This window comes from Bacillus sp. PK6-025, assembly GCF_056530265.1.
On the sequence record NZ_CP096509.1, the window covers coordinates 2972859 to 2986235 of the forward strand.

Sequence of the window (13377 nt, forward strand, 5' to 3'; positions counted from 1 at the left end):
AATACATTTAAAAAGACGAGCCCGTCTATATTGAAAGGAGGATCGTGATGAACGAACCAAAACAAGTCGGCAAAGGGATTTTATACAGCTTGGCGGTTATTTTCGCTTTGATGTTTGCGGGAAGCCTGGTCATTTCGCTGCTCCTCACCTTCACATCATTAACCGAAAGTTCATTCAGCTGGTTTATTACCGCCATTTCTTTTATTACCTTGTTCATCGGCGGTTTTATTGCGGGAGGCAAATCGAAGGAAAAAGGGTGGCTGAGCGGAGGGTTGACAGCGCTTTGCTTCTCTCTTACGGTGCTTTTGTTTCAATATCTCGGCTTTGGCGAAGCCTTCAATTTGAAGCAGCTGCTCTATCATTCCGGTTTTTTGGGAGTCAGCATGCTGGGCGGGATTTTCGGGGTCAATCTGCAGGGGAGCCGTGCATAAAGACAGCAAAAAGGGAGCGGATGACCGCTCCCTTTTCTCATGCCCATCAGGCTTCTTTTATGCCATGTCACATCAGGAACAACTGCGGCTTCATCAAGACATAAGGAACGGCGCTAGCGCCGTTTTCACGTCCTACGACAGTCTGATTTCCGATGCTTATGTATCAGCCTTTCGGCTATTCTGCTGACGCCTCTCTGATCGCGCGGCGGTCGAATGTCAGACGGGTATTGTCGCCTGTTTTGATGACAACCTTGCTTTCGTCAATTGAATCAACGATGCCGTGCAGGCCGCCGATCGTTACGACCTTATCTCCTTTTTTCAGCTCCTCCTGCATCTGGCGGACAGCCTTCTGCTGCTTTTGCTGCGGACGGATCAAAAGGAAATAAAGAACCGCAAACATTAAAATAATCGGAAGTAATGTTCCAAGCATCTCCATTATTTTTTCACCCCTTTCAAATGGCTTTATCGCTTTCTTCGTTTATGTGTCAGAAACTTTTAGCATTTGGTTTATTAAAACCGTAGCGCTCAAAAAACTCTTCCCGGAAATCACCTAAACGATCTTCACGAATGGCATCTCTGACTTGCCCCATTAATTTTAACAGAAAATAAAGATTATGATAAGAAGTTAAACGAATTCCAAACGTTTCGTTACAGCGGATTAAATGTCTGATATAAGCGCGCGAGTAATTGCGGCACGTATAGCAGTCGCACTGCTCGTCGATCGGTCTGAAATCTCTTTCATATTTGGCATTTTTCACGACGAGACGCCCTTCGCTCGTCATGAGCGTACCGTTTCTCGCTATCCTTGTCGGCAGCACGCAATCGAACATATCCACTCCGCGGATGGCTCCGTCAATCAGAGAGTCCGGTGAGCCGACCCCCATTAAATAGCGCGGTTTATCCGCAGGAAGCAGCGGAGTTGTAAACTCCAGCACACGGTTCATCACGTCTTTCGGCTCTCCGACGGATAGTCCACCTATAGCATATCCCGGAAAATCCAGTGAAATCAAGTCTTTCGCACTTTGTTTTCTCAAGTTTTCGTACTCTCCGCCTTGAACGATTCCGAAAAGCCCTTGCTCGTCAGGGCGTTTGTGAGCTTTCAGGCACCTTTCCGCCCAGCGGCTCGTCCGTTCAACAGACCTCTTCATATAATCGTACTCTGCCGGGTACGGCGGGCATTCGTCAAACGCCATCATAATATCTGATCCGAGGGCGTTTTGGATGTCCATCGCTTTTTCAGGAGATAAAAACAGCTTGTCTCCGTTTAAATGATTGCGGAAATGAACGCCTTCCTCTTCGATTTTGCGGAACTCGCTCAGGGAAAACACCTGAAAGCCGCCTGAATCCGTCAAAATGGCGCGGTCCCAATTCATAAACTGATGAAGGCCCCCCGCCTCTTTGACGATGTCATGGCCCGGTCTCAGCCAAAGGTGGTACGTATTGCTTAAAATAATGCCTGCACCCATTTCTTTCAGCTCTTCCGGCGCCATCGTTTTAACGGTGGCGAGCGTTCCTACGGGCATAAACACCGGCGTTTCAAATGAGCCGTGCGGGGTGTGCACTCTCCCCAGCCTTGCTCCTGTTTGTTTACATGCTTTTATGAACTCATAGCGTATCGGTTGCTGCGACAAATTATGAGCCCTCCAATCTTTTTGAATTTTATTTGATCAACATGGCATCTCCGAAGCTGAAGAAGCGGTATTCGTGTTCCACTGCGGTGCGGTAGGCAGAAAGCACATGCTCTCTGCCTGCGAGCGCGCTGACAAGCATAATGAGGGACGATTTCGGAAGATGAAAATTGGTAATCATCCCGTCAATCGCCCGGAATGTGTAGCCTGGATAAATAAAAATCGATGTCCAGCCTCTCGCTTCCCGGAAACGGCCGTCATGTTCGGAAGCGATGGTCTCAAGCGTCCTCGTCGATGTCGTGCCGACGGAAATGATTTTTCCGCCTTCCTGTCTGACGCGGTTTAACAATGCTGCCGTTTCTTCCGACATTTCATAAAACTCGGCATGCATATCGTGTTCCTCTACATTTTCCGCACTGACAGGCCGGAATGTCCCGAGCCCGACGTGAAGGGTAATAAACGCAATATGCACGCCTTTTTTCCTGAGCGCATCCAGAATCTCTTCCGTAAAATGCAGCCCGGCCGTCGGCGCAGCCGCCGATCCTTGTTTCTTTGAGTAAACCGTCTGATAGCGCTCTCTGTCATCGAGCTGTTCTTTAATATAAGGAGGCAGAGGCATTTCGCCGAGCGATTCGAGCACCTCGTAAAAAATTCCTTCATAGCGGAATTCAATTTTTCTTCCGCCGTGCTCGAGCTCTTCTGTGCAGACCGCCGTTAGACGGCCGTCTCCAAACGAAAGAACGGTTCCGCGCTTGACCCGCTTTGCGGGCTTGACAAGCGTTTCCCATACGTCCCCTTCCTCCTGTTTTAACAGAAGAACTTCAACCTTTGCGCCCGTCTCTTCCTTGACTCCGTACAAGCGGGCCGGTAGCACCCTCGTATCATTCAACACGATGCAATCGCCCGCGTTCAGAAAATCAATCACGTGCTTAAACGTGCTGTGAGTGATTTCTCCTGTTTTTTTATCCAGCACCATCAGCCTGGACGCATCCCGCTCTTTTAAAGGAACCTGTGCGATAAGGCGTTCAGGCAAGTCAAAATCGAATAATTCTACTTTCATCTTTTTTCACCTTACTCTATCTATAGACTTGAATGTCGCGTCATTTCATTCGTCCGAAAAACGAAAACACCACGGACAGAATGATGCTGATGACAATGCATGTAACAACCGGAAAGAAAAATGTCACGTTTCCCTTTTTTACAAAAATATCGCCGGGGAGCCTGCCGATGACTTGCATGAATAAACCGATGCCAAAAATGACGGCGCCCAGCACCATTAAAATCTTTGGAAATTCAGTCACGGTTCGGAACCTCCATTTTAAAGTGGCTGTATACATCAGGGGTTACGATGCGCCCCCGCGGCGTTCTTTGAATAAAACCGATTTGAAGAAGATACGGCTCATACACATCCTCGATCGTGTGAGACTCCTCACCGATGGTAGCCGAAATCGTATCGATGCCGACTGGACCGCCGCCAAATTTTTCGATCATGCCCATTAAAAGCTTGCGGTCGATATGATCAAGCCCGAGTTTATCAACCTGGAGGCGTTCCAGCGCATCCACCGCCACTTCCTCCGTGATGGAGCTGTTTCCAAGCACCTGGGCAAAATCTCTGACCCTCCTCAAAAGCCTGTTGGCAATCCGCGGCGTCCCTCTTGACCGTCTCGCGATTTCGAGAGCCGAGAGCGAATCGATGTCAACCTCAAACAGCTCCGCCGTTCTGATCACGATGTCTGAAAGCTCGTCACGCGTGTAATACTCAAGCCTTGACAGAACGCCGAACCTGTCCCTGAGAGGCGCGGTTAAAAGCCCGACCCTTGTGGTCGCGCCGACAAGGGTAAAAGGAGGAAGATCGAGCCTCACAGAACGCGCCGACGGCCCTTTGCCGATCACGATATCAAGGCAGAAATCTTCCATCGCAGGATACAGCACCTCTTCGATCGAACGGTGCAGACGGTGGATCTCGTCAATAAATAAAACGTCACCTGGCTCCAGAGCCGTTAATATCGCCGCCAAATCGCCGGGGCGCTCGATCGCCGGACCTGACGTCGTTCTGAGATTGACTCCCATTTCGTTGGCGATGATCGCAGCGAGCGTCGTTTTTCCCAATCCCGGCGGCCCGTACAACAAGACATGGTCAAGCGTTTCTTCCCGCATTTTCGCAGCTTCAATGAATACCTTGAGGTTGTCTTTCACTTTTTCCTGGCCGATATACTGAGCCAGTCTTTGCGGACGCAGACTTTGCTCGATCGCTGATTCATGGTTGTCTAGTTCACTTGATACAAGCCGCTCATCCATGATATCACCTTACTTTAACAATTTTTGCAATGCTTTTTTAACGTATTGATCCGTCGAAAGCGCCTCTTCCTTTTTCAAATGAGGCTGGACTTTTTTAATTTCCCGGTCGGAATAGCCGAGCGCTCTTAATGCTTCAAGCGCCTCCTCAAGAGCCGTTTCCGCTTCATGAATTTGCTCCCGCTCTTCATGGTTAAACAGATCGGCCGCGATTTCAGGAACGGCGTCCGCGAGCTTCCCTTTCAGATCAAGAATGATCTGCCTTGCCGTTTTTTTGCCTACGCCGGGGAACTTGACGAGAAACGCTTCATCCTCATTCTCGATCGCTTCAATCACCGCTCCCGGATCGCCGGAAGCGAGGATCGCAAGCGCTCCTTTCGGGCCGATTCCCGTAACATTCAGCATTTTCGTAAACAGCATTTTTTCTTCCCTTGTCGAAAAGCCGTACAGCGCATTCGTATCTTCTCTTACATAATGGTATGTATAGATTGTTTCGTTGCTGTTTTTCTTATAAATAAACGGATTTGGCGTAAAGATCTGATAGCCGATCCCGCCGTTTTCAATGACAATATATTGGGGCGATACATAATCAATCGTCCCTTTTACGAATTCGATCAACGTTCATTCACCTCTTTGACTGCTCTTCATTGTAACACAAAACAGGCAAAGCTAGAATGAAAAAGTTAACATATGTTCGCTAAAAATGGCTTCTGTCTGCAGCTGAAAAAAGACATAACAGCGTCATGTCTTCATATCTTTTACATGATGTTGGCTTCCGGATGATTTTACGGCTTCAATGACATGTTCAAATTCCTTTTTCGTGCGGTATGGGATCCCTTTGCGCAAATCATCCACCATCCGGCTTTCCAGGCGCTTTATATCAATCTGAAAAAACGATTGAATCGGCTCTGATAATATGCCCGGGCGGCCGTGAAAAGTCGAAATCACGCCGTCTTCCGTCACTCCGATATAACCGTTTGTTTTGCTGAGGGGAGAAATGTCGTCCACCTGTTTGCGAAACAGAATAAACCCCTTTTTCTGATCGATGAGCTGCCACCCTTTATAAGCAGCTTTAAAGTCTTCCAGTGTTCGAGCGGCCTCTACTTTATTTTCGATTCCAACGTCCCCGTCCAGATAAACCTTTTCAAGCTGGATTTGAACTTTAGCCGGCTTTTCGGCCAGGGCCTCCAGGTGAAAGCTGAGCGCGGCCAGCAGACTTCCAATAAGCAATAAACCGATTTTGAACTTGCTTTGGCTGTTCATCAATATCACCTTCTTTTTTGCCTTAACGATCATATCCATAGTTTGACCAACGCTTTTAAAAATTAATCTAAAAAAGCAATTAGATGACAACCGGTTTACGAATGTTACATTTTTAAACCAAAATGAAGAACTCAAAAGCATTTAAGGTGCAAAACCCCTCGTTCTCATGTATAAACAACATTATAGAGAGTTTTTCGTTTGACCAGCCCTTAAAAAGAAGGTGAGTTCGGCGTGAAAAAGGCGCAAACCTATGCAGAGGCCGTAAAGTATAATACGAAAAAAAAGTTCAATAAACTTATCCAAAAACCCGATGACTTAGAGTTGATCGGGAAAGGCAGGAGCGCATACGTTTTTAAGCTGACTGAAGAGGGCAGGGAAATGGCTCTTAAAGTCTTTTTTCCCGAATTTAAGAACATTGCCGCAAGGGAAGCGGAGATTTACAAAAAGCTTTCTGATTCGAATTATTATCCTGATATATATGAAACAGGGCCATCATATATTTTAATGGAGTATATTAAAGGATACACTTTTTATGAGTGTTTAAACAAAGGCATTCCGATCGATGATGACATGATCTGCGAGGTCGACCGCGCATTGAACGATGCGAAGCGGAAAGGATTGAATCCATCCGATATCCACCTCAGAAACCTGATACTGACGCCGGCTGGGACAATCAAAGTCATCGATGTGGCCAGGTTTTTGCAGACGAAAGAATGCAGACAGTGGGATGACTTAAAAACAGCCTATCAAACCATTTATAAAAAAAGCCGTTTCCCGCAAAGGCTTCCTAAGCTGTGGATGGAATTGATCGCTTATCTTTATAAAAAAAACTGGCTTCAGAAACAATGGGCCGCCAGAAAAAACAAATTTCACCCGTAATTTGAAACTTAAAGAAGGCGCGCCCGTATATGAAATAACCCCATTAAAGTCAGGAAGGGAGAAACAGCTGTTGAAGAAAAAGAAGAAACGAAATGATGATAAATGGGATTATCTTTATCTCGTTGATTTGCTTGAGCCGTTGTTTTATGTGCTGAGGCTGGCAGTAAGAGGACTTGCAAAAATCATAAATTAAACACTCGGGCTTTCGGGTGTTTTTTTTTGATGGCCGAGTGATAAGACAAATACAAAACCCCTTCATTTGAAGGGGTTGCTTTTTAATGCTCTTTCAAATTTGCGAGCGGTACTTCCTGCTCGTTCTCCGGCTGGCCGAGCGGAAAAATTCTTGCGGTTTCATTTTGTTCGTTGACATGCTGAATATAAATCGGCCTGCCGTTATAAGTAACATCAACCATGTCGGGTGATTCGACGATTTCCTGGGCACGATGCGTATTCATGCTGACACCCTCCTTTTGCTTTTACTCATAATGTGTACACCCGGCTGCTTTCGTATTCCTTTTGAGCCGGTTTTCTTTCAAGGAGGGGTGATCTTCAGGCTCCCGTAATCAATGAATCTTTACGTACAAAGGCAGATCCGTGTGTCCCATTTCACGCACATAAACAAACAGATTGCCTTTGTGATGAATTTCGTGTCCGATCGCGAGCTGCAGCAGCTGTTCGCCGGCTACTTTCCGTCCGAAGACGCCGGTCAAATCGACCTCACGATCCAATTCTTCATCCGTAAAAGATTCAAGCAGCTTTTTTGTTTTTTCTGTATACGTTTTGGCGAGCTCGCTCAGGCTTGACCCTGTTTCTTCCGGCTTCTTTTTAAAAGACTCTCCGTTTCCTTCTTTTGCCGCCGAAGCAAAGGCATAGAAAGATTGCAGCATATGCGTGACAAGTTCCTTCGCTGACATCGACGTTTCAGTCGGTTTGTAATCGAGATGTTTTTCATCAATCTTTTGAATCAGTTCTTCTGTCACCAGGCGGTGGGACATAAATTCCTGAACGATGCGGTCTTTTCGTTCCATTTTTTATTCCTCCTTCGTGTTTTAGCAGTTCATACACAGAATAACACGAGTTTCCATTTTCAGCATCTGTCCTGCAGCACCCTTCGGACCGCCTTGACATATTTGCGGAATGTTCTCGTTTTTGTTTCCTCCCTCTCTTTATAGGAAAAGTCTTCGAAAAACTCTTTCCTTTGAGCCGTGCTGATTTCAAGCTGCACGCTCATTCCTGACTGGCTTTCATTATTGATGTTTTCCTCGGCAGTTCCGGCAAATTTCCCGTCCACTTTGACCAATTCTGCGGAAAAGTCAGACTTTTTCAGAGATTTGACGATGGCTTTTGCCAGCTTTCTGTCCGTTCCTCCCACAAGCGTGTGCGGGCGGTCGCCGGAATAGCCGTGGAATGCGATGGTATAGCGGTGTTCTTTTATTTTCTGCAATGCCAGAGGCTCGTCAAAGTTTGTGCTTGTAATATGAAGATCCGAGTTGTTCTCATCCTTTTTTCCTTCGAATAAATAAGTTGAATAATCATCTTTGAAAGCTCTGACAAGCTCGCTTACTCCGCCTTCTATTCTTCCTCCATGAGGCGAAAAAATTAAACAGTCGCTTCCCGCTTTTTCGTGGTACTCAATGTCATAACCGCTTTTTTCGTGTTCCTGCAATTCCTTGAAATTCATGTATCTGTCCCCGGCCTGGATCTGAAAGTTCTCCCGGGTTGTTTTTTCGAACCACCTGTATGCGCCATTTATCATCACTGCTGCGATCACCAAGTAGATGAGTACTTTTTTCTTCATTGATTATTCCCCTTTTACACTACCTTTCGATTTCTAAGCATGTCCTCCAAGCCTCATTGTATTTTTGGCTTTTTTGTGACACAGTTATTTTACGCTTTAGACATGACGCGTTCAATTATGAATAAGTTTGATAAAAAATAAAAATTTAATTAAAATGATGCTTTTTCATTAGTTTAAAAGATCGATAAATTTTAAGAAAAAAATCTCATAAGAATAGGCGTCTCTTGTTGCACGACTTTCCCTACAGCCTATCCCGCTTGAGAATAAGGCATTCTATCAGAAACGGGGTATACGGTTTGATAAAAGTAACATCTGCCGCGTCTGCCGGCTGCTGATGTTATATTTTCTTTTCATCCCCGTTCTGTTATCCTATTACCGACAATAAAAATGCAGGTGATAAAACATGGAAACAGAATATGAAACAAAAGGCTACGACCTGACAAAAGTTTATGATTACAATCAATATCCGGATGTCCGCCACGGACGGTGCGACAATTGCGATTACACCCTTTTTAAAAGCTCTGTAAAAAACGGGCAGTTTTTGCGTGAATGCCGGCGCTGCGGCATGAAAAAAAGCATTTAGCGTTACAGTACATTCTCATATGTATAAAAAAACTTGCCGACAAGGCTGAATGGAGCTTTGCCGGCAATACACGTCATGCTGTCAAATGCTTAAACATCTTTTTGATCTTTGTTTGTGACGATGCCGTTGATCGATTCACCGATCTTTCCGCTAAGATCAGCATTCAGGCTGTTGATATTTTGAATGTATTCGCTGATGATATTTTGGACCGCTTGATTCATCTCTGCATTTTCACTTTTTGTGAGGTCGGCCTCTCTCAGATCGATGCCGCTGTTTTTCTGAACCAGCTCATTGATGGATTGACCAAATCCCGTGATAAAGCTGTTGATTTTTTCGATGACTTGAGCGGTTTCCTGATCTTGCGCACCCGCGTCTATAGCCGTGAAAGGCTTCTCATTTTCGCGCTGTTCAGCCATTTATAGAACCTCCTCTCATGATGACAGATTCCTTCACAATATATGATGAACAATCAAATCTTGATTCCGCAGCAGCTTGATACGGCTGCTAAATGGTTGAATGCATAAAAAGACGCCGCGAACCTGGTGCGGCGTCCTTTAATGAACGTTCGTATACACTTCCTGCACATCGTCATCATCTTCAAGTGCGTCAATGAGTTTTTCGACTTTTTCCTGAAGTGTTTCATCGACCTCTGCATAGGTTTGCGGAACCATTGTCATTTCGGCTGTCGCCGTTTCGTAGCCGCGCTCCTCCAAGTTTTTCTTTACTTCTTCAAACTGTTCGGGCTCTGTATAAATCTCGAACAGCTCTTCGCTCGTTTCGAGCTCCTCGGCACCGGCATCAATGACCTCAAGCATAAACTCCTCTTCATCTATCTCAAGATCTTCACGCTCGATTGCAATATATCCTTTCCGGTCGAACATATAAGAAACACATCCTGTTTCCCCCAAGCTGCCGCCGTTTTTGCTGAAAGCGGTTCTGACGTTTGTCGCCGTCCGGTTTTTATTATCTGTCAAACATTTGACCATGACAGCCACACCGCTTGGGCCGTAGCCCTCATACGTAATTTCCTCGTAGCTTTTTCCATCCTGGCTGCCGGAAGCTTTTTTGATGGCGCGGTCGATGTTGTCGTTTGGCATGTTTGCATTTTTGGCTTTATCGATGACGAGACGCAGACTTGCGTTAGATTCGGGATCGGGTCCCCCTTCTTTTGCGGCTACATATATTTCTTTGGCAAGCTTCATGAAAATTTTGCCGCGTTTAGCATCTTGGGCATTTTTTCTTCTCTGAATATTTTTCCATTTAGAATGGCCAGCCATATCTTTCTACCTCCAAAAAAATTCTCGTCTCTATGTACACTTTATACGGTTTTCCCCGTTTTTGTAAAGAAATCGGCCGAACGCTTACAAAAAAATTGCCGGGGAATCCCCGGCAATTCCCTGCTTATTGGTTGCGCAAGCGGTTCAAATTGTTATTCGTCGCGTCTCCGCGATCCCTAATGTTCTGAGGGTCGTCGTTCATTTCGCGCAGCCTTGTAAATGCGCCGTCGTCCTCGACAACTTGAACGGTCCGGTCTCCAGCAAACGTTTTGGCTGCTTTTCTAATTTGAGTTCTCTCATTATTTGTCAGCTGTTTATCTGACCGTACCGCGATGATGACCGTTTCATTCGTTACGACGGCCTGACTCTCGTCAACATAATTCAACTTGTTGACGCTTCCAGTGATATTCCTGGAGATTTTACGGTTTTCCGGTCTGTTATAGCCCGTGTCCGCCGTGTTCACCAAATGATTGTGATAATTCATGTCTCCCCGGCTGAAAGTTCCATCGCCTGTTGGAACGGGATTGCCGTTGCCCGCTCGATTGTTCACGTTCGTTGCACCGTTTCTCCCGTTCATGTTTTCAAGCATTTCTGTAACAGGACCGTCATTATCAAGACCGTTATTACGATCTGCATCATTTGAATAATATCCGATCGGACGCGTATTGTTTCCATTATCTATAGCGTCGTTCGTTCCGCAGGCAGATAGACCAGCTGTCAAAAGCAAAATACCCGAAAACACTTTCAGCTTGCTGTCCAATGGTAATACCCCCCGTGAAAACCGCTGAATTTGAGCATTGCGCTCTTTTTTAGGATGTGCGAGATGTGAAGAGTTACCCTTGACAGTTATAGACAGTCCCGTGAAAAAGCATGAAAGTGTTTATAGCGGCCCACAATAAAAAAGGAACGATAGATCATCGTCCCATTCCGAATCAGTCTTCTTCATCTTCCGGTCTGTTAAACATCTGTCCGCCTGCGGGCTGCTGTCCGTATCCGCCCATACCGTACGGAGCTCCCATTTGCGGCATCTGTCCATATGGCGCTGCACCCGGAAAACCTCCCGGGAATTGGCCTGGCCCGCACCCGCAGTCATCTTCTTTGCCGTGTGCCATATTGGGATCGTGTCCGACGTTTGGCGATGCATATCCCGGAAACGGCTGATAAGGCGCATATGCCGGAGCAGTCATCGGCTGATGATGATATCCGTGATGACCGGCATTGTCATGCCCCATGTTGTCATCACCGTCATATTCAGCAGGAGATACATAGCTAGGCTGAGGCATGTAAGGCATTTGAGCAGGATATGGATACCAAGGGTGGCATAAGCCCGATCCAGGCAGCACCGGTGAAACAGGAATCCAGCAGCCTCCAGGATAGAACGGATAAGGATGCGGATGGTGATGGTGATGATATCCGGCAGCAGCTACATTTGGCATGCCGTGAAACTGCTTATTTTCATCACCTGCTGCACCGACATTCGGCGGCTGCGGAACATTCGGATAATTGACATTTTCCATATGATTCTCCTCCTCATTTGTCCATGGATTATACATGTTAGGGCCTTTCTCTTGATGTTCATAAGGTTTTGGAGGTGCGTACGGCTGATGAAGCTGATTGACGCTTTGATACAAATTTGAAATGTCGCCTTCAGGCAAACTTGACTGCCCGATGTTCGGGACAGGCGGAACATAAGGAACCGAAGGCTTTTCTTTCGGTTTTATATCTTCAACATCAAGCTTACCTTTCGGTTTTTCTTTTGCAAATGGATGTTCCTGCTGTTTTTTCGGTAATTCTTTTCTCATATTGAGCTGTTCTTCTTTTTTGACCGGCACTCCCCCTGATGGTACTTTGATTTTCATGCCCGGCATGATCAAATCTGGATTGCTCAGCTGCGAATTCAGCTTTTTCAGTTCTTCAAAGTCCACTTCATATCTTTCCGCGATTTTTTCCAGAGAATCGCCCTTTTGGACAATATGAATTTTCAACGTTTTCCCCTCCTATGCAAAAACGTGAACGAACAGATGAGAATAACAAATATGCTTCTCCACAAATTTATGCGCATAGCGGAGGGGTTATGATAAAAACTTGTTCTCCAAACATTTAACGGATCGTTAACATCCGATTCAGCGCAAGAATGGCATCTTTTGCGATATCTTGATCAACTTTGATCACGCCTGTCAGTTCACCTTTGTCAATCTGCTCCAGCGACCACAGCAAATGCGGCATGTCGATTCTGTTCATTGTCAAACAAGGGCACATATCTGGATTAAGGGATTCGATTTGTTTATCAGGATGTTCTTGAATAATGCGCGAAACAAGGTTCATCTCTGTTCCAATCGCCCATTTACTCCCCGGTTTTGCTTCATTAATCGTATCGATGATTTTTTTTGTAGACCCGCTGAAATCGCTGAGCGCGACGACTTCATGGGTGCATTCCGGATGAACGATAACATTAATGTCCGAATCCCGTTCTTTAACACTTTTGATATTCGCCGCGGTAAATTTTTCGTGAACAGAGCAATGCCCCTTCCACAAAATGATTTTTATGTCTTCATAATTGCCGTTATACTCAAGTTTTTCTTCGATGGGATCCCACACCGCCATTCTGCTGAGGGGAATGCCGAGGTCAAATGCCGTGTTTCGTCCCAAGTGCTGATCCGGAAGAAATAAAATTCTCTCCTTTTGCGATAGCGCCCATGTCAACATGCGGGCCGCATTTGAGGATGTCACGGACGCTCCCCCGTTTCTTCCTACAAAAGCTTTGATTTCCGCTGTCGAATTGACATATGTGAGGGGAATGATGGTATCGCCAAACAGCTCTGCAAGCTCTTCCCAGGCGCGATTCGTCTGCTGCATGTTGGCCATATCGGCCATCGAACAGCCTGCGCGCATGTCCGGCAAAACGACAATCTGTTCGTCGGAAGTAAGCATATCGGCTGTTTCTGCCATAAAATGCACGCCACAGAACACGATATATTCCGCTTTTTTATTTTTTTGGGCGACTTGCGCCAGCTGAAGCGAATCTCCCGTCGCGTCCGCAAATTGGATCACTTCGTCTTTTTGGTAGTGATGCCCCGGGATAAACAGCCTTTCTCCGAATTTCTTTTTGATATTCAAAATCCTTCCGGCCATTTCTTCTTCGGTCAATTCTTTATACAGCTCCGGCATCATGCCGGCGTTCCTGTCATGAATCAAGTTTAAAATAGACATCTGTCACCTCTCC

19 protein-coding genes are annotated in these 13377 nt (G+C 46.0%); 4 read left to right on the forward strand and 15 right to left on the reverse strand.

The genetic code is table 11. From position 1 onward, the window contains the following. The first annotated feature begins 47 nt into the window (after nt 1–47). Entirely contained in the window at nt 48–431 is a 384-nt protein-coding gene (locus M1D67_RS15220) for a TIGR04086 family membrane protein (protein WP_020452418.1), read from the forward strand. 175 nt (nt 432–606) lie between these two features. Here the strand turns inward: M1D67_RS15220 and yajC are convergent, their stop codons facing one another. The 7 genes from yajC to M1D67_RS15255 form a co-directional block, all read right to left on the reverse strand. Continuing rightward, nucleotides 607–870: a preprotein translocase subunit YajC gene (gene yajC, locus M1D67_RS15225; RefSeq protein ID WP_085959518.1), complete on the reverse strand. Its 264-nt coding sequence runs from the start codon at nt 868–870 to the stop codon at nt 607–609. 46 nt (nt 871–916) lie between these two features. Continuing rightward, nucleotides 917–2062 (reverse strand): tRNA guanosine(34) transglycosylase Tgt, encoded by a 1146-nt coding sequence (gene tgt, locus M1D67_RS15230; protein ID WP_020452419.1) that lies wholly within the window; start codon nt 2060–2062, stop codon nt 917–919. A 28-nt stretch (nt 2063–2090) separates the two neighbouring features. After that, complete coding sequence (gene queA / locus M1D67_RS15235) at nt 2091–3119, reverse strand: tRNA preQ1(34) S-adenosylmethionine ribosyltransferase-isomerase QueA (protein WP_020452420.1); 1029 nt, start codon at nt 3117–3119, stop codon at nt 2091–2093. Nucleotides 3120–3159: 40 nt separating this feature from the next. Continuing rightward, the gene (locus M1D67_RS15240) at nt 3160–3360 is read right to left on the reverse strand and encodes a DUF2905 domain-containing protein (RefSeq protein WP_003183984.1); all 201 of its coding nucleotides are present in this window, start codon (nt 3358–3360) and stop codon (nt 3160–3162) included. Beyond that, nucleotides 3353–4357, reverse strand: coding sequence for a Holliday junction branch migration DNA helicase RuvB (gene ruvB / locus M1D67_RS15245; RefSeq protein ID WP_023855398.1), 1005 nt, complete (start codon nt 4355–4357; stop codon nt 3353–3355). The genes M1D67_RS15240 and ruvB overlap by 8 nt, the downstream gene beginning before the upstream one ends. A 9-nt stretch (nt 4358–4366) precedes the next feature. Beyond that, nucleotides 4367–4972 carry a Holliday junction branch migration protein RuvA gene (gene ruvA / locus M1D67_RS15250; protein ID WP_023855399.1) on the reverse strand — a complete coding sequence of 202 codons (606 nt, stop codon included), beginning with the start codon at nt 4970–4972 and terminating at the stop codon, nt 4367–4369. A gap of 123 nt (nt 4973–5095) precedes the next feature. Continuing rightward, nucleotides 5096–5617, reverse strand: coding sequence for an intercompartmental signaling factor BofC (locus M1D67_RS15255; protein ID WP_144498724.1), 522 nt, complete (start codon nt 5615–5617; stop codon nt 5096–5098). 231 nt (nt 5618–5848) lie between these two features. Between M1D67_RS15255 and M1D67_RS15260 the strand changes: the two genes are divergently transcribed. Further along, entirely contained in the window at nt 5849–6496 is a 648-nt protein-coding gene (locus M1D67_RS15260; protein WP_020452425.1) for a protein kinase family protein, read from the forward strand. 70 nt (nt 6497–6566) lie between these two features. Further along, a complete protein-coding gene (locus M1D67_RS15265; RefSeq protein ID WP_023855401.1) occupies nt 6567–6689 on the forward strand; it encodes a hypothetical protein in 123 nt (40 codons plus the stop codon). A gap of 82 nt (nt 6690–6771) precedes the next feature. Here M1D67_RS15265 and M1D67_RS15270 read toward each other — a convergent pair whose 3' ends face one another. From M1D67_RS15270 to M1D67_RS15280, 3 genes are all read right to left on the reverse strand, one after another. Beyond that, entirely contained in the window at nt 6772–6951 is a 180-nt protein-coding gene (locus M1D67_RS15270; RefSeq protein ID WP_023855402.1) for a small acid-soluble spore protein H, read from the reverse strand. Nucleotides 6952–7059: 108 nt separating this feature from the next. Next, a complete protein-coding gene (locus M1D67_RS15275; RefSeq protein WP_023855403.1) occupies nt 7060–7524 on the reverse strand; it encodes a DinB family protein in 465 nt (154 codons plus the stop codon). Between the two features lie 59 nt (nt 7525–7583). After that, complete coding sequence (locus tag M1D67_RS15280; RefSeq protein WP_023855404.1) at nt 7584–8294, reverse strand: poly-gamma-glutamate hydrolase family protein; 711 nt, start codon at nt 8292–8294, stop codon at nt 7584–7586. 403 nt (nt 8295–8697) lie between these two features. Between M1D67_RS15280 and M1D67_RS15285 the strand changes: the two genes are divergently transcribed. Next, nucleotides 8698–8877 carry a DUF8096 family protein gene (locus M1D67_RS15285; RefSeq protein WP_003183993.1) on the forward strand — a complete coding sequence of 60 codons (180 nt, stop codon included), beginning with the start codon at nt 8698–8700 and terminating at the stop codon, nt 8875–8877. Between the two features lie 89 nt (nt 8878–8966). Here M1D67_RS15285 and M1D67_RS15290 read toward each other — a convergent pair whose 3' ends face one another. The 5 genes from M1D67_RS15290 to nadA all read right to left on the reverse strand — a co-directional run bounded on the left by M1D67_RS15290 (nt 8967) and on the right by nadA (nt 13364). Then, a complete protein-coding gene (locus tag M1D67_RS15290; protein ID WP_023855405.1) occupies nt 8967–9293 on the reverse strand; it encodes a hypothetical protein in 327 nt (108 codons plus the stop codon). A 138-nt stretch (nt 9294–9431) separates the two neighbouring features. After that, nucleotides 9432–10154: a YebC/PmpR family DNA-binding transcriptional regulator gene (locus M1D67_RS15295; RefSeq protein ID WP_023855406.1), complete on the reverse strand. Its 723-nt coding sequence runs from the start codon at nt 10152–10154 to the stop codon at nt 9432–9434. A gap of 124 nt (nt 10155–10278) precedes the next feature. Further along, the gene (locus M1D67_RS15300; RefSeq protein WP_479831371.1) at nt 10279–10914 is read right to left on the reverse strand and encodes a YhcN/YlaJ family sporulation lipoprotein; all 636 of its coding nucleotides are present in this window, start codon (nt 10912–10914) and stop codon (nt 10279–10281) included. A 172-nt stretch (nt 10915–11086) separates the two neighbouring features. Further along, nucleotides 11087–12139: a SafA/ExsA family spore coat assembly protein gene (safA, locus tag M1D67_RS15305; protein WP_023855408.1), complete on the reverse strand. Its 1053-nt coding sequence runs from the start codon at nt 12137–12139 to the stop codon at nt 11087–11089. 115 nt (nt 12140–12254) lie between these two features. Continuing rightward, nucleotides 12255–13364, reverse strand: coding sequence for a quinolinate synthase NadA (gene nadA / locus M1D67_RS15310; RefSeq protein WP_479831372.1), 1110 nt, complete (start codon nt 13362–13364; stop codon nt 12255–12257). Between the last annotated feature and the right edge of the window lie 13 nt (nt 13365–13377).

Coding starts and splice junctions, on each gene's coding strand:
- M1D67_RS15255 (WP_144498724.1), bottom strand. CDS start 5,617: ATGAACAGCCAAAGCAAGTTCAAAATCGGTTTATTGCTTATTGGAAGT.
- M1D67_RS15285 (WP_003183993.1), top strand. CDS start 8,698: ATGGAAACAGAATATGAAACAAAAGGCTACGACCTGACAAAAGTTTAT.
- M1D67_RS15270 (WP_023855402.1), bottom strand. CDS start 6,951: ATGAATACGCATCGTGCCCAGGAAATCGTCGAATCACCCGACATGGTT.
- ruvB (WP_023855398.1), bottom strand. CDS start 4,357: ATGGATGAGCGGCTTGTATCAAGTGAACTAGACAACCATGAATCAGCG.
- M1D67_RS15290 (WP_023855405.1), bottom strand. CDS start 9,293: ATGGCTGAACAGCGCGAAAATGAGAAGCCTTTCACGGCTATAGACGCG.
- nadA (WP_479831372.1), bottom strand. CDS start 13,364: ATGTCTATTTTAAACTTGATTCATGACAGGAACGCCGGCATGATGCCG.
- queA (WP_020452420.1), bottom strand. CDS start 3,119: ATGAAAGTAGAATTATTCGATTTTGACTTGCCTGAACGCCTTATCGCA.
- M1D67_RS15295 (WP_023855406.1), bottom strand. CDS start 10,154: ATGGCTGGCCATTCTAAATGGAAAAATATTCAGAGAAGAAAAAATGCC.
- M1D67_RS15280 (WP_023855404.1), bottom strand. CDS start 8,294: ATGAAGAAAAAAGTACTCATCTACTTGGTGATCGCAGCAGTGATGATA.
- M1D67_RS15275 (WP_023855403.1), bottom strand. CDS start 7,524: ATGGAACGAAAAGACCGCATCGTTCAGGAATTTATGTCCCACCGCCTG.
- M1D67_RS15220 (WP_020452418.1), top strand. CDS start 48: ATGAACGAACCAAAACAAGTCGGCAAAGGGATTTTATACAGCTTGGCG.